The following is a 19,901-nucleotide window of genomic DNA, read 5'->3' on the forward strand; positions in this document are numbered from 1 at the left end:
CATGACCGACGAATCGGTTTTCCCCCGCCGCAGTGTGGTCGCGGCGGGCGCGGGCGCCGTTGTCGCGGCGGCGGCGCTGACCGCCTGCACCACCTACGGCAAGGAAAACGCCGCGCCCGCACCGAATCCCGCACCGAGCGGCAACCAGACGGGGGCCGATCAGCCCACCGGGAAGGCGCTCGCCAAGACCGCCGACGTCCCGGTCGGCGGCGGCGTGATCGTGGGCGACACGGTGGTGACCCAGCCGAGCGCCGGCACCTTCGTCGGCTTGTCCTCGACCTGCACGCATGCCGGGTGCACGGTCGCGTCGGTGTCCGGCGGCACGATCAACTGCCCCTGCCACGGCAGCAAGTACAAGCTGGACGGCTCGGTCTCGAACGGGCCGGCGACCAAGCCGCTGGCGGCGAAAACCGTTCGGGTCGTCGGCGATTCGGTGGTTCCCGGCTGACCCGAGCGCACGCCGGATCCGCCCAGATCAAGGACCTGGAACACCCTGCAGCCGACGCACCTGCGCGGCGGTCAGATCGCTGAGGACCCCGGCCTCGACCGGTTCCGGCGCGGTCACCCCCACCTGTACCAGCGTGCTGCCGACCTGCACGATCGCGACCGAGGAGTGCAGCGTCAGCCCGTCGCTGCTGGTGCGCACCTGGAACGCGGTCGCCGCGTCACCGGCCTGCGGTGCGGTCAGCCCGCCGACCCGGTAGTCGACGGAGATATCGGTGGCGTCCGTACCGGAGTAATGGGCGCACCCGCGCAAGGTCGCCTGCACCTCCGAAAACGCGGACGCCACCGCGTCATTCGCGTAGCTGGCCGCGTCGATATCGATGCTGGAGAAGTTCGGCCCCGAATACCCGACGGACGCTTTGGCGAGCGAGCCCGGCCGCTGCGCGGCCAGCGGGGTCAGAACCTTCGCGCACTCTGCCGGATCGGTCGGCGAGGCCTGCCCATCGGCGGCCACGTCGGCCCGCGTGGGCAGCGCGGTGAAGTTGGGCGGCAGATTCGTGCTGGTCAGCAACTGGTCGCGCAATCGGTCGGAGTCCGTGGTCGGCGGCGCGGTCACCGGCGCGGCGGCCGTGACCGGACCGAGCGACGGCAGCGGCGACGCCTCGGGAGCCGCCGATTTCGACGATCCGCACGCCGCGACCAGCGCGGTGGACGCGGCGGCCAGCAGCAGACCGAACCCGCGGCTCACTCCGTCCACGACACCTGCGTGTCGATCGTCTGCTCCAGCACGCTCGCACTGCGCGGATCGCGGTAACCCTGGTGCCCGCCGACCGTGATGGTTCCGGCGACCGGCAGCGGCAACCCGAGATCGACGGTGATGGTGCCGTTGCCCTGCATGACGTAGTCCTGGATATCGAGCTTGCCCGCGTTGTTGGGCAGGTTCCACACCGCGGACTTGGGCTGCTGGATGACGTCGAGCTCGATGGTCAGCCGGTCGCCCTCGCGCTTGGTCAGCGTCGCCGTGGTGGTCTGCTCCAGGGTGACCCCGCCGCTGATCTCCTGCTGCACCGTCCACACCGCGCCCTCCCCGACCGGCTGATCGGGAAACGCGATCGAACGGTAGACCGCCTGATAGAAGGCTTGCTCCAGCGCGGCCCGCGCGGGATTGGAGGTGTCCGGCGACGGCTGGAGCCGCAGCGCGGTAATCGCGCCCAGGTCGCTGAGGTCGAATCCGGCGTGCGAGCCGCCGGTCTTGGTGAGAGCCTTGGCCAGCGACGGGTCCGGCGTGGTGACGGTGCCCAGCGTCAGGTCGATGCCCTCGGCGTCGGTCTGCGCGGTCATCGGGATGGACAGCGCGGGCGCGGAGAAGTCGCGCGCGGGCTGATCGTTGATCTGCTGCGCGATGCGGTGCGAGGTATTCAGCGTCACCTGCTGCACGGTGCCGGCCGGGTAGTCGCGGCGCAGCAGCGAGCGCGGCTCGGCGCCGGGATCGACGATGGTGGTGATCGCGGCCGGGATCGGCACGGTCACACCCTTGCCGATGCCGAGCGGCTCGGTGCTGTCGGGTTCCGAGCGCGACTCGCTGCCACCGCTGCAACCGGTTCCGAACGCGGTCAGGCCGACCGCGAGCACTATCAGCAGCACACCCGAACGCGCGAACCGCGGGATGTGGGGGGAAGACAACACCGTCACGAGCATCAGGGTACGACCGGTTCCTGAGTGTCAGCTGGGTCTTGCGGGTGACCACCGCACACCGTGTCGGGTAGCTCGAGCGATGATGGTGCGTGTGAGTGAAGAGCCGCCGCCCGAGGAGAACCCAGCGAACCACGCCGAGGAGGCGACGCCAGCGGCTCCGCCGCAGCGGCTGCGGACCCTACTAATCATCGCGGCCGTCCTGCTCGGACTGGATCTGCTCACCAAATGTGTCGTGGTGGCGAACCTGACGCCGGGCGAGCCGGTGTCGATCATCGGCGACTTCGCGCGGTTCAGCCTGGTGCGCAATCCCGGCGCGGCCTTCTCCATGGCGACCGGCATGACCTGGCTGCTGACCCTGGTCGCGGCCGCCGTCGTGATCGGGGTGGTGCGCATCGGGCGCACGCTGCGCTCGCTGTGGTGGGCGATCGGGCTCGGCATGGTGCTGGGCGGCGCGCTCGGCAATCTGGTCGACCGGCTGTTCCGGGCGCCGGGGCCGTTGCAGGGGCATGTGGTCGACTTCATCGCGATCGGCTGGTGGCCGGTGTTCAACGTGGCCGACTCCTCGATCGTCTGCGGCGCGATCCTGCTGGTCGTGCTGACCGTGTTCGGCTTCGAGCCGAACGGGACGCGTACCGGACGCGACGAGCCCGGCACCGCCGACGACGCGGCGACCGAGACCACTGCGAACAAGACCACCAGCGAAGGGAACACCGCATGAGGGAAACACGAACCATGCCCGTTCCCGACGGGCTCGACGGCATGCGGGTGGACGCGGGGTTGTCCCGGCTGCTCGGCCTGTCCCGCACCGCGGTCGCCGCGCTCGCCGAGGAAGGCTCCGTGCAGCTCGACGGCGTCGCCGCGGGCAAATCCGACCGGCTCGCCGCGGGCGCCTGGCTCGAGGTGATCTTCCCGGAACCGAAGCGGGAGCTCTCGATCGAGGTCGCCCCGGTCGAGGGCATGCGCATTCTGTACGCCGACGACGACATCGTGGCGGTGGACAAGCCGGTCGGCGTCGCCGCGCACACCGGCGTCGGCTGGTCCGGGCCGACGGTGATCGGCGGGCTGGCCGCGGCCGGCTACCGGATCTCCACCTCCGGCGCGCACGAGCGGCAGGGCATCGTGCACCGGCTCGACGTGGGCACCTCCGGGGTGATGGTGGTCGCGCAGTCCGAGTACGCGTATACGGTGCTCAAGCGCGCGTTCAAGCAGCGCACCGTGGCCAAGCGGTATCACGCACTGGTGCAGGGACATCCGGACCCGAGCAGCGGCACCATCGACGCCCCGATCGGGCGAGCCCGCGGCAACGACTGGAAGTTCGCGGTCACCGCGGACGGACGGCCCAGCGTGACGCACTACGACACCGTCGAGGCGTTCCAGGCGGCGAGCCTGCTCGACATCCACCTGGAAACCGGCCGCACGCACCAGATCCGGGTGCACTTCTCGGCGATCCGGCACCCATGCTGCGGCGACCTCACCTACGGTGCGGACCCGCGGCTGGCCCAGCGGCTCGGCCTGGAACGGCAATGGCTGCATGCCCGTTCGCTCGGCTTCAACCATCCCGCCGACGGTCGCTGGCTGGAGATCACCAGCGAATACCCCGACGATCTGAAGCACGCGCTGGACGTCCTGCGCAATGCCTGACCGGCGGGCGCTGCCCCTCGGCCGGATCATGCTCGGGGCGGCCGCCGTCGCGCTGGTCGTGTTCATCGTGCTGCTCGGGGTACTGAACCCGCCGCGTAAGGCCGGGGTGTTCACCGACCGGCTCGGGCCGGAGCAGGGTGAGCGAGTCGCGGATTACCTTGCCCGAGCCCGGGATTCGCTGGCCGGTACGGACGGCGCCGATCATTGGGCGCTGGTGTCGTTCACCGAACCGCTGGTGCCGGAACAGATTCCGCCGAGCAGCGGTGGTCTGCGGATTTCGCAAGTGCTGTACCAGGTTCCGGTGCCCAGGGTGCAGACGCCGCTGGTCGCCGTGCCGGTCCCGCAGGGCGACGAGGCGGCGGTGACCTCCGCGGAGGCCGCCGCCTGGCTGCTCCCCCGCAGCACGTCCGACGAACGCGCCACCCGGATCGCCGCGCTCTCCGCCGCTCGCCTGCGCTCCGGGTGCGCCTGCACCGTCGGCCTGGTTGTCCGCGGACCACTCGACGGTCTCCGGAAGATCGCCTCCCAGAACGGAATCCGCGCGGTCGAGGCGCTGCCCGCCGACGCGGTAGCCGGCCGTTTCGGCGTGGTGCCGCTCCTCCCCGACCAGCTCGACGTCGTCCAGCCCGGCCCGAACGACGGACTCGTTCCGGATCGGTGATGCCGCGCACCAACTCTCCCGCCGCGCATGAATTCGCTCGCTGATCCGTGCGCGCGCGAACACCAGATACGCACGGCGACGTCAGCGCTGCGCCCGAGCACGGACGCGCCGCGCACCAGTTCTCCTGCTGCGCGTGGAATTGCGGGCTGATCGGTGCGCGGGAGGGAACGATGCGCGGGGGCGTTAGTGCTGCTGCGTCAGCCAGTCGGCGATGTCGGTGACGACGGTGCGGTCGACGTGTTGCGGAGTTTGGTAGTCGCGTGGAGTAGCGGGGGCGGCACCGGCGAAGAAGAGATGGTCGCACTGGTCGTAGACCCGGAAGGTGACATCGGGACGATCGGCGAGGCCGGACTGCCAGCCGGTGAGGTCGTCGGCGACGGTGACCTGGTAGTCGCGCGCGCCCTGCAGGATCAGGAGCGGCACGGTGAGCGCCGCCGCAGTCGGGACGGGTTGGTAGGCAAGCAGATCCAGCCAGTAGGCGCCGGAGTAGGCGAACGGCAGGTCCGCGCGCGGAGTCGACGGCGACAGCGCCGGGCTGTCCACCGCCGCGGCCTGCCGGGTGATCGCGGCGACCGCCGCGTCGGCCTGCGGGCCGGGGTCGAGCTCGGCGAGGTAGCGAATGACCCGCACCGCCGCGTGCTGCATGGGCTGGGTGTCGCCCGCCATGATCACCAGCCCGGCGACCTCGGGGGCCGCCGCCGCTACCCGCGGCGCAACCTTGCCGCCCATGCTGTGGCCGAGAACGAAGATACGGGCCGGATCGATGCCGGGGTGCTGCCGGAGCAGGTCGACCGCCGAAACCGCATGTGGCACATATTCGTCGGCCATCGTGAAGTCCGGCCGTTCGGCGACCTGCGGATGCGCGTAGGTCACCTTGTCGAAGCGGAGCACGGCGACGCCGCGGCCGGCCAGGCCCCAGGCCAGATCCTTGAACGGCTTGTTCGGGCCGCTGGTTTCGTCCCGATCGAACGGACCACCGCCGTGGAGCAGCACGACGGCGGGCCACGGGCCGGGGCCGGGTGGCACGCTCAGGGTGCCCGGGACCGCGAGTTCGCCGGAGCCGACGGTGATCTCCTGCTCCGCGAAGGCATCCAGGTCGGCATAGTCCGGCGGCGTCCAGTCGGTGGCCTCGTCCGCCAGCCGTAGACCTTGCAGCAGGCCCGCCGCGTCGATGGACATGATCAAGGTGAATCCGCCCCGCTCGCATACCACCGGCACGCTCGCGCGAATCAGCTTGTCGCCGAACGGCTCCAACCCGGGCTCGCCGATCGCGGTGATCGCGCCGACCCGGCTGATCTCGGTCAACCACGCGGCGCGCAGCGAATCCGGCGAGACCGCCGCCCGCAATGGCGCGCCGAACAGCTCGGCCACCCGCGTGAACTCCCGGTCCCGGAGCAATTCCACAACGTGGACGGGGGTTGTCCCATCCGATTCCACTACCGTTCTCATGTTTGAGAACGGTATCAGTTGTGAGATCGTGGAGCAATGGACTCCTTGGAGCTGCTGGCACATCCGGTGCGGTTGCGGATCGTGCACGCGTTGCGCGGCGGCCGCCTGCTCACCACCGCGCAGCTGTGCGAGCGACTTCCCGATACGTCGAAGGCGACCGTCTATCGGCATGTCGAAATGCTCACGGCGGGCGGGATTCTCGAAGTGGCCGAGGAGGAGCGGGTCCGCGGCGCGGTACAGCGCCGCTATCGGCTGCACCAGGAACGCGCGACTGTCGATCCGGCGGCGGCGCAATCGCTGACCCCCGACGACCATCGCCGGGTATTCGCCACAGCCATGGCCACCCTGCTCGCCGAATTCAACGCCTACCTCGACCGCCCGGCAGCCGACCTGACCCGGGACGCCGTCGGCTATCGCCAGCACGCGATCTGGCTCAGCGACGACGAGGTGCTCGAGCTGATCGAGGGCATGCGTTCGGCAATCCTGCCCAAGCTCGCGAACGAGTCGACGCCGAACCGCACTCGATACCTGTTGAGCCCCATCCTCTTTCCCGTCGAGGACCAGCCGTGACCCCGAGCGGCACAGTGATCGCGAACCCTGCCACGTTCACCGCAACCATGTGCTGCCGGATGATTCAGCCCGACGGCGTGACCAGCCCTGCCTCGTAGGCGGCGATGACGAGCTGAACCCGGTCCCGGGCAAGGAGTTTGGCGAGGATGCGGCTGACGTGGGTCTTGACCGTCAGCGGGCTGACCGTCAACGTCTCCGCGATCTCGGCGTTGGTCATGCCGCGGGCGATGAGGACGAGGACGTCGAGTTCGCGGTCGGTCAGAACGGCGATCTCCGGGCGCGGTACCGGATCCGGAACCGCACGCACCCTGGCGATCACGGCGGCGGTCGCGCCCGGCGAGAGCAGCGCGTCGCCCGCGGCGACCGTCCGGATGGCATCGAGCAGCAGGGCGGGTTTGGCGTCCTTGATGAGGAAGCCGCTGGCGCCCGCACGCAGCGCGGCGAGCACGTTGTCGTCGGTGTCGTAGGTGGTGAGGACCAGGACGCGGACACCGGCCAGGTTCTCGTCGGCGGCGATCCTGGCGGTGGCGGCGATGCCGTCGAGATCCGGCATGCGGATGTCCATCACGACGACGTCGGCCCGCTCGGTGCGGGCCAGCGCGATCGCGGCGCGACCGGTGGCGGCCTCGGCGACGACCGTCATGTCCGGCGCCGAGGCGACCAGCATGGCGAAGGCGCTGCGGACCAGCGTTTGATCATCGGCGAGGAGCACCCGAATCATGAGGCGGCGCCGGCGAAGTCGTCGCGGCCGGCGCCGGAGGGCTCGGCCGGGTCCGAGAACGCGCCGAGCACGGCGGCCTCGCCTCGATCCGCGACCGGCAGGTCCGCGATGACGGCGAAACCGTCGGTCGTCCCGGCCGCGGTCAACGTCCCGCCGATCGCCTCGGCGCGCTCGGTCATGCCGACGATGCCGAATCCGGTTGTCGTGCCGCTGGTTCCATGGCCCGGCTCGGGTTTCGCTGCCGTGCTCGGGGTTCCATGTCCGTTATCGGTGACCCGGATGGTCAGCCGGTCGTCCGCATAGTCGAGTCCCACCTGTGCCGCGGTCGCCCCGGAGTGCTTGGCCACGTTGGTCAACGCCTCCTGAACGATCCGGTAACCGACCAGCTCGACCGCGGGCGCGAGCGCGCGCACCCGGCCGGTGCGCTGGATCCGCACCGTGACGCCCGCCGCGTCGAGCGATTCGGCCAGCGTGCGGAGCTGTGCGAGGGTGGGCAGCGGGGCACGGGGCTCGTCCACCGCGGACCGCAGCACGCCGACGGTGGCGGCGAGTTCGGCCCTGGCGTCCACGCAGGCATCGGAAATCGTGTCCAGGGCAGCGATCATCGTCGCGGGCTCGGCCTTGCGCTCGGCGAGCAGATGCGCGGCGACGCCGGCCTGCACCTGGATGACGGTGACGGTGTGCGCGAGCAGATCGTGCAGATCCCGCGCGATGCGCAACCGTTCCTCGGTGACCTGCCTGCGCGCCTCCTCGTCGCGGGACCGTTCCGCGCGTTCGGCCCGGTCCACGATCGCGGCCAGGTAGGCGTGCTGGAGCCGGGCGGCCTCGCCGGCCACGCAGGCGACCAGCACCCAGCCGACCGAGTCGATCGCCAGGAACGCGGTGTTCTCCCCTGGCTCGGCGGAGTAGACGACGCCGAGCTCCGTCAGCGCGATGACCACCAGCGACACCAGCACCGTGCGCCGCCGGTCGCCGTACCTGGCGACCGCGAACAGGGCGACCATCGTGGCCGGGATCAGCGCCTCGTGCGGGTAGTCGGCCAGGTGGTAGACGGAGGCGGCCGCGAAGTTCGCCAGCAGCACTGCCAGCGGCGCGCGCCGATAGGCCAGCAGCGGCAGCACAGCCGCCACGAGCAGCAGCACGCCGAGCGGATCGAGGGCGGAATTCCCCGGCATCAGCAGTGCCCAGCCGAAACCAATGAACAGGACCACACCGGTGATCGCGCCATCGATCCACCATCGCCGCTCCATTCCAGCCATTGTGCGCGGTCTCGCGGCCGCGCACGTACTCCGTGCGGAGTACGTGAACTGCCCTCCGCGGGCGGACGTGATCCCGCTCCGCGCCAGCGACGCTGCACTCGGGACTCGACGGAGGAGAAATGATGGGAATGCGAACCCGGGCGCTGATCGTGCTCGGCCTGTGGCTGGTCGCGCTGCTCGCGCTGGTGCCGTTGGCCGGTCGGCTGGACGGCGTGAAGACCGATCGGATGGTGGAGTATCTGCCCGCGTCGGCACAGTCGACGGCGGCGGCCGAGTTGGAGGCGACGCTGCCGGGCGGCTCCGCGAACCTGTTCGTGCTGTCTTACTTCCGGCAGAGCGGATTGACCGACCTGGACCGGTCCGTTGCGGCGCAGCAGTTTTCGGCGCTGTCGGCCGAATTCGCCCCGGGCGCTGCCGCTTCGGCCCAGCCGACGGCGGCCAGGGACGGCACCACGCTGCTGTATTCGCTGACGGTCGACGAATCCCGCGGCGAGGCGGGCAAGTACATCAAGGACCTGCGAAAGACCGTCGCCGACCACCCGGACGGACTCACCGTGCACGTCACCGGCCCCGCGGCACTCCAGGCCGACTTCGAGGGCAGCTTCGACGGCGTCGATACCCAGCTGCTGCTGGTGACCGTGGCCGTGGTGGCCGTGCTGCTGTTGCTCACCTACCGCAGTCCGCTGCTGTGGCTGGCGCCGTTGATCTCGGTGGCGGTGGCCGACGTCGTGTCGATGGCCGCGGTGTACGGGCTGGTGCGGGCGTTCGGCATCACGGTGAGCGATCAGAGTTCGGCGATCCTCACGATTCTGGTGTTCGGCGTCGGCACCGATTACGCGCTGTTGATCGTGGCGCGGTATCGCGAAGAGCTGCACCACCATTCGGCGCCCGGCGCGGCGATGTCGGCGGCACTGCGCCGCGCGGCGCCGGCGATCACCGCCTCGGCGGCGACGGTGACGGCCGGGCTGCTGTGCCTGCTGGTCGCCGACATGAACAGCACCGCGGGGCTCGGCCCGGTCGGCGCGGCGGCGATCGCCGGCACGCTCGCGGTCATGCTCACGTTCTTTCCCGCGGTGCTCGTGCTGTGCGGCCGGTGGGTGTTCTGGCCGCGGATTCCGCGCCCGCGGTCCAGCGCGGCTCAGCGGACCGGGCTGTGGGATCGCCTGGGGCAAGCCATCTCTCGTCGACCAGCCACGGCGGCCGCAGCGTCCGTCGGCATACTCGCGGTGCTGACCCTCGGGCTGTTCGGCAACACCGCTGCGCTCGGGCAGGCCGATCGTTTCGTCACCGCGCCGGACTCGGTGGCCGGGCAGCAGCAGATCGCCGAACACTTCCCCGAACGCGGCGGCCTGCCGTTGACCGTGCTGGCCCGCAACGAATTCCGGGCGGAGGTCCTGCGGGCGGTGCGCGCCGACCCCGGCATCGGGTTCGCCGAGGACGGCCGGACCGGCCCGGAATACGGCGCGATCACCGCGATTCCGGTGGACGCACCGGATTCGGCGGCCGAATACGCCACCATCCAACGACTCCGCGACACCCTGCCGAAGGTCGGCGCCGGCACCCTGGTCGGTGGCCCGAGCGCGATGAATCTCGACGTCGACACCGCCTCCGCGCGGGACAACTGGTGGGTGCTGACGCTGGTGCTGCTCGTGGTGACCGTCATCCTCGGCCTGCTGCTCCGCTCGGTCATCGCGCCGATCGGGCTGGTACTGACCGTGCTGTTGTCGTTCGGATCGGCTTTCGGCGCAAGCGTTTTCGTCTTCGAGCAGATCTTCGGCTTCCACGGGCTCGAACCATCGCTGCTGGTGATGACGTTCCTGTTCCTGGTCGCGCTCGGCGTCGACTACAACATCTTCCTGATGAGCCGCGCCCGCGAGGAGACGCCGCGGCACGGCACCAGGGACGCGATGCTGCGCAGCCTGTCGGTGACCGGCGGCGTGATCACCTCGGCGGGCGTGGTGCTCGCCGCGACCTTCGCGGTGTTGATGACGTTGCCGCTGGTGGCGATGGTCCAGGTCGGGTTCACGGTGGCGTTCGGCGTGCTGCTGGACACGGTGCTGGTGCGGTCGGTGCTGGTGCCCGCGCTGACCCTGCTGGCCGGCGACCAGGTCTGGTGGCCGACGAAACCGGCCAGGGCAGAACAGGATTCGGTGGCGGTTCAGCGCAGGCAAGAACCGTCGCCGATTTAGGGAGGGGACAGACCTCCGCCGGGGTGATTCATCCCCACTTCACCCCGGCGGAGGCCTGACATCACCACGCCGCATCATGACTCGCCGCGCCGCGGTGACAGCACGCGACTCGACGAGTCGCGGATGCTCGGTTCAGTCCGGCAGCTGCACAACCCCATCCAGGTAGCGGCGGCAACGGCCGATGAGCAGCACGCGGTCGCCCGCGAGTTCGCAGCGCAGGCTGCCGCCGCGGCGGGAGAGCTGACGGGCGGTGAGTTCGGTGCGGCCGAATTCGCGGGCCCACAGCGGAACCAGTTGGGCGTGTGCCGATCCGGTGACCGGATCCTCGGGCACACCGACGCCGGGCGCGAAGAAGCGCGAGACGAAATCGGCGGATTCGCCACGGGCGGTGACGATCACGCCGCGCGGCAGCGGCGGAAACGCGGTGAAGATCGGTTCGGCGTCGCGGACTTCCTGTTCGGTGGCCACCACGATGACCTCGTCGGTGCCGGTGAAGGCGCGCACCGGGCTGACGCCGAGCGCGGCGACCAGCACCAGATCGGGTTGCACCTCGGTGGCGGGTACGGCGGGCAGATCGAGCACGAATTCGTCGTCGTCGGTGCGGTCCACGTGCAGCCAGCCGCTGCGGGTGAAGAAGCTCACCCGGTCGGCGCCGGGGTGCATGTCCGCCAAAATCTGTGCGGCACTGGCCACCGTGGCGTGCCCGCACATGTCGACCTCGACGGCGGGGGTGAACCAGCGCAGGTGGAACGCCGGCCAGTCGCCGGGAGGCGCACCGGCCTCCGGCGGTAATTCCGCGGTGTAGAAGGCGGTTTCGGCGAGATTGTTCTCCTCGGCCAGGTGTTGCAGCAACGAATCCGGGAGCCAGGACAAGAGCGGCATCACCGCGGCTGGGTTGCCCGAGAACGGTGCGTCGGCGAACGCGTCGATCTGGTGCAGCAGTACCTCCATATTCGGAGAAGGTACTCCAACACTGAATGGCCGCTTCGCACAAGGCTTCTCGCGGCGCGCCGGGTCAGATGTCCAGTTTGTCAGGAAACGTCGTTGTTCGGGGTCGGGAACAGTTTTCCTTTCTCGCCGAGCAGCCGCGCGCTCACCCACCAGGCCACCTCGACGAGCACGATTCCGACAGCGCCGCAAATGAATGCGGCCGTGGTGAGCCCGACGTCGGACGGATCCAGCTTGAAGAAGTGCCGGGTGAACGGGACGGTGAACAGGAAGACGTACGCGGCCACCGAAGCCCCGATGAGCACCACCTTCCACCACACGTACGGCCTGGCCACGATGGCGAGCACCCACACCGCGATCATGATCAGGGTGATCAGCGCGGTGGTGCCCGCCTGTTCCTTCTGCTGCGCGGTGGCGTCCGGACCGGCGTAGGCGATCAGGTAGGCGACGAAGGTGGCGACACCGATCACCACGCCGGACGGAATGGCCAAACGCATGACGCGCCGGACGAATCCGCTGCGCGCCCGCTCGTTGTTCGGCGCGAGCGAGAGGATGAACGCCGGGATGCCGATGGTGAACCAGGCGGCGATGGTGACGTGCCGGGGCAGGAACGGATAGCCGATCGGGTCGTAACCGAAGATCTGCGAGCCGACGCCGGCGATGCCGATCAGGAAGGCGAGCAGCACCGAGTAGACGGTCTTGGTGAGGAACAGATTCGAGACCCGCTCGATGTTGCCGATCACCCGCCGGCCCTCGCCCACCACGTACGGCAGCGTCGCGAACTTGTTGTCCAGCAACACGATCTGCGCGACCGCGCGGGTGGCCGGGCTGCCCGCGCCCATCGCGACGCCGATGTCGGCGTCCTTGAGCGCGAGCACGTCGTTCACGCCGTCGCCGGTCATCGCGACGGTGTGGCCACGCGACTGCAAGGCCGCGACCATGGCGCGCTTCTGGTCGGGGCGGACCCGGCCGAAGGTGGTCTCGTGGTCGAGCACGTCGGCCAGTTGTGCCCGGTCCTCGGGCAATTGGCGCGCGTCGACCGCGTGATCACCGCCCTGGAGATCGAGCGAGGCGGCGACCGCGCCCACCGAGACGGCGTTGTCGCCGGAGATCACCTTGATCGAAACATTCTGGCCGGCAAAGTATTCGAGGGTCTCCTTGGCGTCGGGCCGGACCCGCTGCTCGAGCACGACCAGCGCGGCGGGGCGCACGGTGCCCGGCGCGTCCGCGGCGTCCACCGGGCGATCGCTGCGGGCCAGCAGCAGGATGCGCAGGCCGGAGGAGCCGAGTTCCTCTGCGACCCTGGCGTCTTCGGAGTCCGAGTCGAGCAGCACGTCCGGCGCGCCGAGCAGCCAGTCGCCGTGCTCGCCGTAGGAGCAGCCGCTCCATTTCTTGGCCGAGGAGAACGGCGCGACCGCGGTGCGCTGCCAGCCGGGGCCGTCCGGCAACGCCTCCGCGATGGCCTGCACGCTCGCGTTCGGGCGCGGATCGTCGGCCGCCAGCGCGGCCAGGGCTTGGCGAACGTCGTTGTCCTCGAACGATTCCAGGACCTTGATGTCGGACAGGCGCATGCCGTTCTCGGTGAGCGTGCCGGTCTTGTCCGCGCAGACCACGTCCACCCTGGCCAGGCCCTCGATGGCCGGCAGTTCCTGCACCAGGCATTGCCGCCGGCCCAGTCGCACCACGCCGACCGCGAACGCCACCGAGGTCATCAGCACCAGGCCCTCGGGCACCATCGGCACCAGCGCGGCGACCATGCCGCTCACCGCGGGCCGCCACGACTCCTTGCTGGAGAACAGCTGGTTGTAGATGCTCAGCAGGCCCGCCGGGATCAGCAGGTAGGTGATCACCTTCAGGATCGTGTCGATGCCGCTGCGCAGCTCCGACTTCACCAAGGTGAACTTGCTCGCCTCGTCGGCCAGTTTGGCCGCGTAGGCGTCCTTGCCGACCTTGGTCGCGCGGTAGCAGCCGCTGCCGGAGACCACGTAGCTGCCCGACATCACCTCCGCGCCGACCTGCTTGTCCATCGGGTCGGCCTCGCCGGTGAGCAGCGACTCGTCGATCTCCAGCAGCGAGGCCTCGGCGACCTCACCGTCGACCACGATCTGGTCGCCGGGACCGAGCTCGATCAGGTCGTCGAGGACCACCTCGCGCGGCGCCACCTCGACGGCCTTGCCGTCGCGGCGCACGGTGGGTTTGGTCTGGCTGACGATGGCCAGCTTGTCCAGGGTGCGCTTGGCCCGGACCTCCTGGATGATGCCGATCGCGCTGTTCGCGATGATCAACAGGCCGAACATGCCGTCGATGATCGAACCGGTGGCCAGCACCAGGATGAACAGCACGCCGAGCAGGGCGTTGATCCGGGTGAACACGTTTGCCCGGACGATGTCGCGGACCGAGCGGCTGGCTCGGTCCGGCACATCGTTGGTGAGCCCGTCGCGGCGACGTTGCTCGACCTCCGCCGCGGTGAGTCCGGTGGCGCGCGATGCCTGCACGGTTGTCGACATGACCGCAAGGCTACGGGAGAAGTAGCGTCGGAAGCGTGCAGCGGAGCAGGTCTATCCCGGGTGTTGCGTTCGGTACGAGCGCGTTCTTCCTCTGGGGTTTGTTCCCCGCGTTCTTCGGGTTGCTGGCGTTCGCCGGCGCGGCCGAGGTGGTCGCGCAGCGGATCCTGTGGACGTTGCTGGTGGTGCTCGCGGTGCTGCTGGTGTCGGGGCGGCTGCGCGAGCTGCGCGGGATCGGACCGCGGACCTGGCGGTTGGCGGCGGTGGCGTCGGCGGCGATCGCGATCAACTGGGGTGTGTACGTGTACGGCGTGATCTCGGGGCACGTGGTGGAGTGCGCGCTGGGGTACTTCATCAACCCGCTGGTCACGGTGGCGTTCGGGGTGTTGATCTTCCGCGAGCGGCTGGCCAAGGCGCAGTGGGCCGCACTGGGGCTCGGCGCCGCCGCGGTGGCGGTGCTCACCGTCGACTACGGCAGGCCGCCGGTCATCGCGCTGGTGCTGGCCTGCTCGTTCGCGACGTACGGCCTGGTGAAGAAGGTGGTTCCGCTGGACGCGCTGCGCGGGATCGCGGCGGAGGGGGTGGTGGCCGCGCCGTTCGCGCTGATCTTCCTGATCGGGCTGGCGGTCACCGGACGCAGCGAATTCGGTTCCAGCGCAGGACATGCCGCGCTGATGATGGCGACCGGACCGGTCACGCTGATTCCGCTGCTGCTGTTCTCGGTTGCCGCCCAGCGGGTTCCGCTGTCCACCATGGGCCTGTTGCAGTACCTCACTCCGGCCCTCCAGATGGCCTGGGGCGTCGCCATCGCCCACGAACCCATGCCCGCCTCCCGCTGGGCTGGTTTCGCACTCATCTGGGCAGCACTGGCCATCTTCACCGCACACGCCCTGTTACGCGCGCGGCGTACCCGCCTCGGCCGCCGCTCGCCCGCGGTCGCCGAAAACAATTCCGTGCAGAAATCTGCATGAGCGGGTACGGTTATCTGCATGCGAACGACCCTGGACCTCGATGATGCGCTGCTTCGTGCGGCCAAAGAACGGGCCGCCCGGGACGGACGCACCCTGACCAGCCTGATCGAGGAGGCTCTGCGCATGCTGCTCGAAGAACTCAGCGAACGAGACACGGTCCGCAGGGACATCGCACTACCGACATTCGGTGGCGACGGATTCCAGATCGGCGTCGTGCCCGCCGATTGGAAGTCCGTTCGAGACGCCGATTACGAGGATGACGACGCGCTGCTGCGGTCGACGCTGCCCCATGCTGCTCCCTGACGTCAACGTGCTGGTCTACGCCTTTCGCGCAGAGGCACCCGACCACACCGAGGTCCACGCGTGGCTGACCACGCTGGTGAACGGGTCCGCCACCTTCGCACTGAGCGAGTTGGTGCTCAGCGGATTCGTTCGCGTGGTGACCAATCCACGGATCTTCCGGACGCCGACGCCGCCGGACCAGGCGCTGGAATTCACCGAAATCCTGCTCGGCGCACCGAATTCCCGCCCCGCACGACCCGGACCGAGACACTACGAGATTTTCGCGGACCTGTGCCGCACCGTGAACGCCCGCGGCAACGACGTCGCCGACGCTTATCACGCCGCGCTGGCGATCGAGTCGGGCAGCGAATTGATCACGTGCGACCGGGGTTTCGCTCGATTCCCAGGCCTACGCTGGCAGCATCCACTGCCGGCGAAGGCGAAGGGGGTACGCGCGCGGCGTCAGTAGCCCGGACGGGCGCCGGGCTGCCAGGCGGTGTTGATGTGGCCCGGGGTCCAGGTGCCCCAGCGCTGGGTCTGGTCGACGGTGACCTTGGCGGGCTGGGCGTTGGGGTCGAGGGGCAGGTATTGCTCGATCGAGCCCCAGTCGCGGTCCCAGTCCTTGTCCAGGTACGTGGGCAGAGTCCTTGCGGTGAACAGCATTTGGGTCCAGCCGAGCGGGCCGCCGCCGTCGTGCGCCTGCCACAGGTTGGTGATGGTGGCGCCGTTGCGGTCCGGCAGGATCCGGTAGACCGGCAGGTCGCCGACGCCCGCGTGCGTGGGCACCAGGTTCTGGCAGGGGAAGTGCAACACGACCTCCCAGTCCAGCAGCACCGGGGTCTTCGAACCGACCACGGCGGTCATGGTTTTCGTCTGCGGCACGCGCGGCGGGGTCACCGCGAGCCACTGGTCCTTGCCGAGATCCTTGTCGCTGGCCACGATCCGGACGACGTTCGCGTCGCCGGGCAGCTGATCGAACGGAACACGGACGTTGCGCCAGGACGGCGACGGTCCGATGTCGATCGGGTCGACGCTGCCGAGTGTGGTCGCGGTGCCGTCGGATCCGGCGCGACCGTACTCGACGCGCAGGTCCTGGCCGGGGTGCACGATGCCGTCGCGGTCCACGTGCCGGATCCGGCCGGCCACCGCGATCGAGACGATCGGGCCGCGACTTCCGTTGCTGTCCTCGGGAAGTCGATACCAGCCGGAGGTCAGCTCGGCCGGCACCTGCGCGCCGTCGTGGTAGCTGCCGAGCACCGGGGTGGTGGCCGGGTCGAGGCCGAAGGGCAGCGGGACAGTGCTGCCGTTGATCCCGACGCCCGACGTACCCGCCTCGGAGCCGGGCGATTTCGATCCGGCCTTCGGATCGGTGGTGTCGTCGGAGTCGGCGCTCGCGACGGAATTCGCCTTGCCCGTGGTGGATTCGACCTCATCGGAGGTGAGGTCGGCGGCCACGCCGTTCGGGGTGAAGCCGGTCGAGCCGACACCGGCGAGCGCGGTCGCGGGATCGCCGGACAGCGGCTTCAGCACCGACGCGTTGGGGTCGGTCTCGATCAGCACCTTGTCGGCGAGGCCGCAGCCGCCACCGGTCGCCGCGGACAGGTTCGACTGCGCGAGCGAGTACGACGGATACTGCGCCACTGCGGCTTTCGCGAAGGACAGCACCTCGAACGCCACCATCGCGGCCGCGACGACGGCCAGCACGGGCACCCGCGCGAACCGGCCGGGTACCGAGTCCGGCCGTGGCTGGGTCTGCGGCCGGATATGGAACCAGGCCGCCACCGCCAGGGCGAGCACCGAGAGCCCCGCGGCGAAGGTCGACAGACCGAAACCGGCGAAGGTCGGCGGCTTGTCCCACCACGGGATGCCCCACGCCGACACGTACCAGTAGCCGTTGGCGCCGACGAAAGTCAGTGCCATGGCGAAGAATACGGCGGCGGCGAACAGCGCGCGGTTGCGCAGCGGGCGCATGACCGCAGGACTGATGGAGACCGCGGTGAGCGCCGCGACACAGGCGGCCAGACCGGCGAAGACGCCGAACTGGTGGGTCCACTTGGTCGGGGAGAACATCATCAGCACCATCGCGGCGACGGTGATCCCGACCAGCCGGCGGCCGGGACCGAGCGCCGTCCCCGGAATGCGCCCGCCCCGGCGCAGCATCGTGACCACGCAGACCGCCAGGCCGAGCAGCAGCATGAACATGCCGAACCGCCTGGTCAGCCAGCCGTCGGCGTTGATCTGCAACAGATACTGATAGCGCAGGAACTCGAAGAACCAGGACTCGCCGGGCCCGATCCGGCCGTGCACGTAGAACATTTCGCGGGCGCCGGCCAAGGTCCGGTCCGCGAAGACGATGGTCAGCACCACGGTCCCGGCCGCGAGCCCGGGCAGCAGCAGCGCGAGGTAGCCGGAGTTCTTCGCCCGCTGCACCAGCACCGCGGTCATCGTGCGAGCACCGGCCGCGAGCGCGCCGAGACAGATCAGGCCCGAGGGCGCACAGGTCAAGGTCAGCGCGGCGACGACGATGGCGAACGCGTAGGGCAGCAGCCGCCGGGTCGCGATGGCCCGTTCGACCGAGGCCCAGGTGAGCACGACGCCGAGTGCCACAAAGGGTTCGGCGCGCAGGCCGTTGTCGTAGGGCATCCAGAACGCGAGGAACACCAGCGCGCTCGTCCACACCACAATCTTGTTGTCCCGCAACACCACACCGAGCCGGGGCAGGATCTCGCGGCTGATCAACCACCAGGTGAAGACGCCGACGAGCAGGGTGGGCAGCCGAACCCAGGGACTCGCCGAGGACACGTGGGTCAGCAGCGAGATCATGTCGGTGTACGGGGTGTAGAACGGGCCCTCGTCGACGCTGAACCAGCGGTAGTAGTTCGACATGAAGCCGGAACTCTGGGAGGCGCGCGCCATGCCCAGGATGTAGCCGTCGTCGGAGGTGTTGGCGCCGATGAAATGCCACACCAGCAGCGTCGCGAACACGACGTAGTCCGCCGGGCGCAACCGCCACCAGCTGGTCGGCAGGAATCGCCGGGTCCTCCGGCCGTCGAGGCCGTCCAAGCGGTACAGCGCGACCAGCGCCACCACGGTGGCCAGCGCGGCCAGCACCATCGCGGCCAGCTTCAGCACCGACGGCGAGGACGAGAACCGGGAATCCACTTGGACATTCACGTGCAGCCCGGCCGGCGCGGCGCCGGTCAGCTCGCTGAATACGCCGACCACCTGCGGGCGGATGTCGGAGGTGAACTCCTTGGCCGAATCGGCGAGACCGGACGCGGACACCGTGGTCCGCTCGGTATTCATCTCGATATCGACCGCACAGCCGGAATCGCGGACCGCGCTCAACGGCGCGGACCACAGCAGCATGTTGCGCGACACCACGTCGACCCGGCCCGCGCGATCCGGTGCGTCGGCGACGACCTTCACCACGAACCCATAGCGCTCCAGGTCCGGCGACTGGCGCGGAATCGTCGACACCACAACGCCGCCCGTATCCGCGAGCGCGCCGAACGCGGCACACGGGATCTGCGCGGAGAGGTTCATCGGCGCGTAGGTGATCAACGGTGCGGTCACCGACGTCACCGCGGCCGTCTGCGGCCACGCCACACTGGATTGGTCCTGCTCGACCGGCAGGAACGGAATCGATACCGCGGCCAGGAGCGCGAGCACCCCGCTGACGATAGCCAGCAATCGGAGCCGACCGGAGGCAGTGCGACGCTTGCTCGAATCCTGCTGGTCCGCCTGCTGGGCCGGCGGATGAGCGGATTCACGCACAGCGTCACTGACAGTCACGACGGTGGATGCTAGCGCGAAATCATCGGATGACACAGAGTCCCAGCTATCAGCGCTCGAATCATGAACTCAGCCTGCGTATTCGGCACCTCGCGGTACCGGACGAATCGGTCGTTGCCGTGGCCGGCTCCTCGGGGGCCGGCCACGGCGGACACGATCTAGCCGCAGGCCGTGGAGGTCTGGCCCAGGTTGGTCAGCATGGCGCAGGCCCAGGACTTCTGGATCTTCCACTTGCCGTTGTCCGCGACGAACGGCACGTCGACGATGTTCTCCTGGCCGTTCACGATGAACTTGGCCTTGGCGTTGACGCTGTCACCGAAGCTGGAGACGTCGGTGACCTCGATCTTCACGTCGGCGCCCTTGGCCGCCTGGGACAGCCGGTCCGGCAGCGTCGGGTCGGCCTCGGCACCCTGCACGCCGTCGAGCTTCTCCGACGCCGGAACCGTCGGGTCGAGCGCGCGAGCCAGGGCGGTGTTCAGCTCCGCGACGGTCGGGACCGGCGGCAGGTTCGCGGCGCTCGCCGACGCCGACGCCTTGGCGCTGGTCGTCGTCTTGGCCGCGGGCTTGTCCTTGTCGTCGCTGCCACACGCGGTCATCCCCAGCGCGGCAACCACGGCCAGGCCGGCGATCGCGATGCGTCCAGTCTTACGAAGCTTCAACTGCTCGTCCTTTGCGTTCGAGTAGGTCCGTGTCATGTCCACCAATGGCAGCCTCCACCCGACCGGCGGCGCTGCACGAGCTCCCAGGCTACCGGCACAGAGGACCACCGCGT

The 19,901-nt window shown here is 69.6% G+C and carries 18 protein-coding genes; 9 read left to right on the forward strand and 9 right to left on the reverse strand.

What is annotated here, in order from left to right; genetic code table 11:
- Nucleotide 1 precedes the first annotated feature (1 nt).
- Complete coding sequence (locus ACFYO1_RS25280) at nt 2–448, forward strand: ubiquinol-cytochrome c reductase iron-sulfur subunit (protein WP_387235726.1); 447 nt, start codon at nt 2–4, stop codon at nt 446–448.
- A gap of 27 nt (nt 449–475) precedes the next feature.
- On the opposite strand, the gene ACFYO1_RS25285 is transcribed toward ACFYO1_RS25280, so the two are convergent.
- Nucleotides 476–1,201 carry a hypothetical protein gene (locus ACFYO1_RS25285; protein WP_387235729.1) on the reverse strand — a complete coding sequence of 242 codons (726 nt, stop codon included), beginning with the start codon at nt 1,199–1,201 and terminating at the stop codon, nt 476–478.
- Nucleotides 1,189–2,142 carry a hypothetical protein gene (locus ACFYO1_RS25290; RefSeq protein WP_387235732.1) on the reverse strand — a complete coding sequence of 318 codons (954 nt, stop codon included), beginning with the start codon at nt 2,140–2,142 and terminating at the stop codon, nt 1,189–1,191. The genes ACFYO1_RS25285 and ACFYO1_RS25290 overlap by 13 nt, the downstream gene beginning before the upstream one ends.
- Nucleotides 2,143–2,218: 76 nt before the next feature.
- On the opposite strand from ACFYO1_RS25290, the gene lspA reads away from it, so the two are divergent.
- Genes lspA through ACFYO1_RS25305 form a run of 3 tightly spaced genes read left to right on the forward strand, consistent with a single transcriptional unit; the run spans nt 2,219 to nt 4,441 of the window.
- Nucleotides 2,219–2,857, forward strand: a complete 639-nt coding sequence (gene lspA / locus ACFYO1_RS25295; protein WP_387235735.1) for a signal peptidase II — start codon at nt 2,219–2,221, stop codon at nt 2,855–2,857.
- Nucleotides 2,854–3,780: an RluA family pseudouridine synthase gene (locus ACFYO1_RS25300; RefSeq protein WP_387235738.1), complete on the forward strand. Its 927-nt coding sequence runs from the start codon at nt 2,854–2,856 to the stop codon at nt 3,778–3,780. The genes lspA and ACFYO1_RS25300 overlap by 4 nt, the downstream gene beginning before the upstream one ends.
- Nucleotides 3,773–4,441: a hypothetical protein gene (locus ACFYO1_RS25305; protein WP_387235741.1), complete on the forward strand. Its 669-nt coding sequence runs from the start codon at nt 3,773–3,775 to the stop codon at nt 4,439–4,441. Before ACFYO1_RS25300 ends, ACFYO1_RS25305 begins: the two co-directional genes overlap by 8 nt.
- Before the next feature lie 183 nt (nt 4,442–4,624).
- Here the strand turns inward: ACFYO1_RS25305 and ACFYO1_RS25310 are convergent, their stop codons facing one another.
- Nucleotides 4,625–5,890: an alpha/beta fold hydrolase gene (locus ACFYO1_RS25310; RefSeq protein ID WP_387235744.1), complete on the reverse strand. Its 1,266-nt coding sequence runs from the start codon at nt 5,888–5,890 to the stop codon at nt 4,625–4,627.
- A gap of 36 nt (nt 5,891–5,926) precedes the next feature.
- Here ACFYO1_RS25310 and ACFYO1_RS25315 point away from each other — a divergent pair, with 36 nt between their 5' ends.
- A complete protein-coding gene (locus ACFYO1_RS25315) occupies nt 5,927–6,460 on the forward strand; it encodes a helix-turn-helix domain-containing protein (RefSeq protein WP_387235747.1) in 534 nt (177 codons plus the stop codon).
- A 64-nt stretch (nt 6,461–6,524) separates the two neighbouring features.
- Here the strand turns inward: ACFYO1_RS25315 and ACFYO1_RS25320 are convergent, their stop codons facing one another.
- Both ACFYO1_RS25320 and ACFYO1_RS25325 read right to left on the reverse strand, forming a co-directional pair.
- Complete coding sequence (locus tag ACFYO1_RS25320) at nt 6,525–7,181, reverse strand: response regulator (protein ID WP_387235750.1); 657 nt, start codon at nt 7,179–7,181, stop codon at nt 6,525–6,527.
- On the reverse strand, nt 7,178–8,431 hold the full coding sequence (locus ACFYO1_RS25325; protein WP_387235753.1) for a sensor histidine kinase: 1,254 nt from the start codon (nt 8,429–8,431) through the stop codon (nt 7,178–7,180). The genes ACFYO1_RS25320 and ACFYO1_RS25325 overlap by 4 nt, the downstream gene beginning before the upstream one ends.
- Nucleotides 8,432–8,562: 131 nt before the next feature.
- Here ACFYO1_RS25325 and ACFYO1_RS25330 point away from each other — a divergent pair, with 131 nt between their 5' ends.
- Nucleotides 8,563–10,629 (forward strand): MMPL family transporter, encoded by a 2,067-nt coding sequence (locus ACFYO1_RS25330; protein ID WP_387235759.1) that lies wholly within the window; start codon nt 8,563–8,565, stop codon nt 10,627–10,629.
- Nucleotides 10,630–10,761: 132 nt separating this feature from the next.
- On the opposite strand, the gene ACFYO1_RS25335 is transcribed toward ACFYO1_RS25330, so the two are convergent.
- Nucleotides 10,762–11,580: a PhzF family phenazine biosynthesis protein gene (locus ACFYO1_RS25335; RefSeq protein WP_387235762.1), complete on the reverse strand. Its 819-nt coding sequence runs from the start codon at nt 11,578–11,580 to the stop codon at nt 10,762–10,764.
- Nucleotides 11,581–11,660: 80 nt separating this feature from the next.
- Nucleotides 11,661–14,084, reverse strand: a complete 2,424-nt coding sequence (locus tag ACFYO1_RS25340; RefSeq protein WP_387235765.1) for an HAD-IC family P-type ATPase — start codon at nt 14,082–14,084, stop codon at nt 11,661–11,663.
- 35 nt (nt 14,085–14,119) lie between these two features.
- Between ACFYO1_RS25340 and rarD the strand changes: the two genes are divergently transcribed.
- Genes rarD through ACFYO1_RS25355 form a run of 3 tightly spaced genes read left to right on the forward strand, consistent with a single transcriptional unit; the run spans nt 14,120 to nt 15,803 of the window.
- A complete protein-coding gene (gene rarD, locus ACFYO1_RS25345) occupies nt 14,120–15,052 on the forward strand; it encodes an EamA family transporter RarD (RefSeq protein WP_387235768.1) in 933 nt (310 codons plus the stop codon).
- An 18-nt stretch (nt 15,053–15,070) separates the two neighbouring features.
- Nucleotides 15,071–15,355 carry a type II toxin-antitoxin system VapB family antitoxin gene (locus ACFYO1_RS25350; RefSeq protein WP_387235771.1) on the forward strand — a complete coding sequence of 95 codons (285 nt, stop codon included), beginning with the start codon at nt 15,071–15,073 and terminating at the stop codon, nt 15,353–15,355.
- Entirely contained in the window at nt 15,342–15,803 is a 462-nt protein-coding gene (locus ACFYO1_RS25355) for a type II toxin-antitoxin system VapC family toxin (protein WP_387235774.1), read from the forward strand. The genes ACFYO1_RS25350 and ACFYO1_RS25355 overlap by 14 nt, the downstream gene beginning before the upstream one ends.
- Here ACFYO1_RS25355 and ACFYO1_RS25360 read toward each other — a convergent pair.
- Together ACFYO1_RS25360 and ACFYO1_RS25365 are read right to left on the reverse strand one after the other, a co-directional pair.
- Complete coding sequence (locus ACFYO1_RS25360; protein WP_387235777.1) at nt 15,797–19,129, reverse strand: arabinosyltransferase domain-containing protein; 3,333 nt, start codon at nt 19,127–19,129, stop codon at nt 15,797–15,799. The genes ACFYO1_RS25355 and ACFYO1_RS25360 overlap by 7 nt on opposite strands.
- A gap of 158 nt (nt 19,130–19,287) precedes the next feature.
- Nucleotides 19,288–19,788, reverse strand: a complete 501-nt coding sequence (locus tag ACFYO1_RS25365) for a hypothetical protein (RefSeq protein WP_387235780.1) — start codon at nt 19,786–19,788, stop codon at nt 19,288–19,290.
- Between the last annotated feature and the right edge of the window lie 113 nt (nt 19,789–19,901).

It is taken from the genome of Nocardia sp. NPDC006044, from assembly GCF_042871115.1.
GTDB lineage: Bacteria > Actinomycetota > Actinomycetes > Mycobacteriales > Mycobacteriaceae > Nocardia.

Excerpts from the sequence above, each read along its gene's own strand:
- ACFYO1_RS25300 (WP_387235738.1), top strand. The coding sequence starts at position 2,854 with ATGAGGGAAACACGAACCATGCCCGTTCCCGACGGGCTCGACGGCATG.
- ACFYO1_RS25330 (WP_387235759.1), top strand. The coding sequence starts at position 8,563 with ATGGGAATGCGAACCCGGGCGCTGATCGTGCTCGGCCTGTGGCTGGTC.
- lspA (WP_387235735.1), top strand. The coding sequence starts at position 2,219 with ATGATGGTGCGTGTGAGTGAAGAGCCGCCGCCCGAGGAGAACCCAGCG.
- ACFYO1_RS25280 (WP_387235726.1), top strand. The coding sequence starts at position 2 with ATGACCGACGAATCGGTTTTCCCCCGCCGCAGTGTGGTCGCGGCGGGC.
- ACFYO1_RS25355 (WP_387235774.1), top strand. The coding sequence starts at position 15,342 with ATGCTGCTCCCTGACGTCAACGTGCTGGTCTACGCCTTTCGCGCAGAG.
- ACFYO1_RS25335 (WP_387235762.1), bottom strand. The coding sequence starts at position 11,580 with ATGGAGGTACTGCTGCACCAGATCGACGCGTTCGCCGACGCACCGTTC.
- ACFYO1_RS25320 (WP_387235750.1), bottom strand. The coding sequence starts at position 7,181 with ATGATTCGGGTGCTCCTCGCCGATGATCAAACGCTGGTCCGCAGCGCC.
- ACFYO1_RS25350 (WP_387235771.1), top strand. The coding sequence starts at position 15,071 with ATGCGAACGACCCTGGACCTCGATGATGCGCTGCTTCGTGCGGCCAAA.
- ACFYO1_RS25325 (WP_387235753.1), bottom strand. The coding sequence starts at position 8,431 with ATGGAGCGGCGATGGTGGATCGATGGCGCGATCACCGGTGTGGTCCTG.
- ACFYO1_RS25340 (WP_387235765.1), bottom strand. The coding sequence starts at position 14,084 with ATGTCGACAACCGTGCAGGCATCGCGCGCCACCGGACTCACCGCGGCG.
- ACFYO1_RS25310 (WP_387235744.1), bottom strand. The coding sequence starts at position 5,890 with ATGAGAACGGTAGTGGAATCGGATGGGACAACCCCCGTCCACGTTGTG.
- ACFYO1_RS25290 (WP_387235732.1), bottom strand. The coding sequence starts at position 2,142 with ATGCTCGTGACGGTGTTGTCTTCCCCCCACATCCCGCGGTTCGCGCGT.
- ACFYO1_RS25305 (WP_387235741.1), top strand. The coding sequence starts at position 3,773 with ATGCCTGACCGGCGGGCGCTGCCCCTCGGCCGGATCATGCTCGGGGCG.
- ACFYO1_RS25315 (WP_387235747.1), top strand. The coding sequence starts at position 5,927 with ATGGACTCCTTGGAGCTGCTGGCACATCCGGTGCGGTTGCGGATCGTG.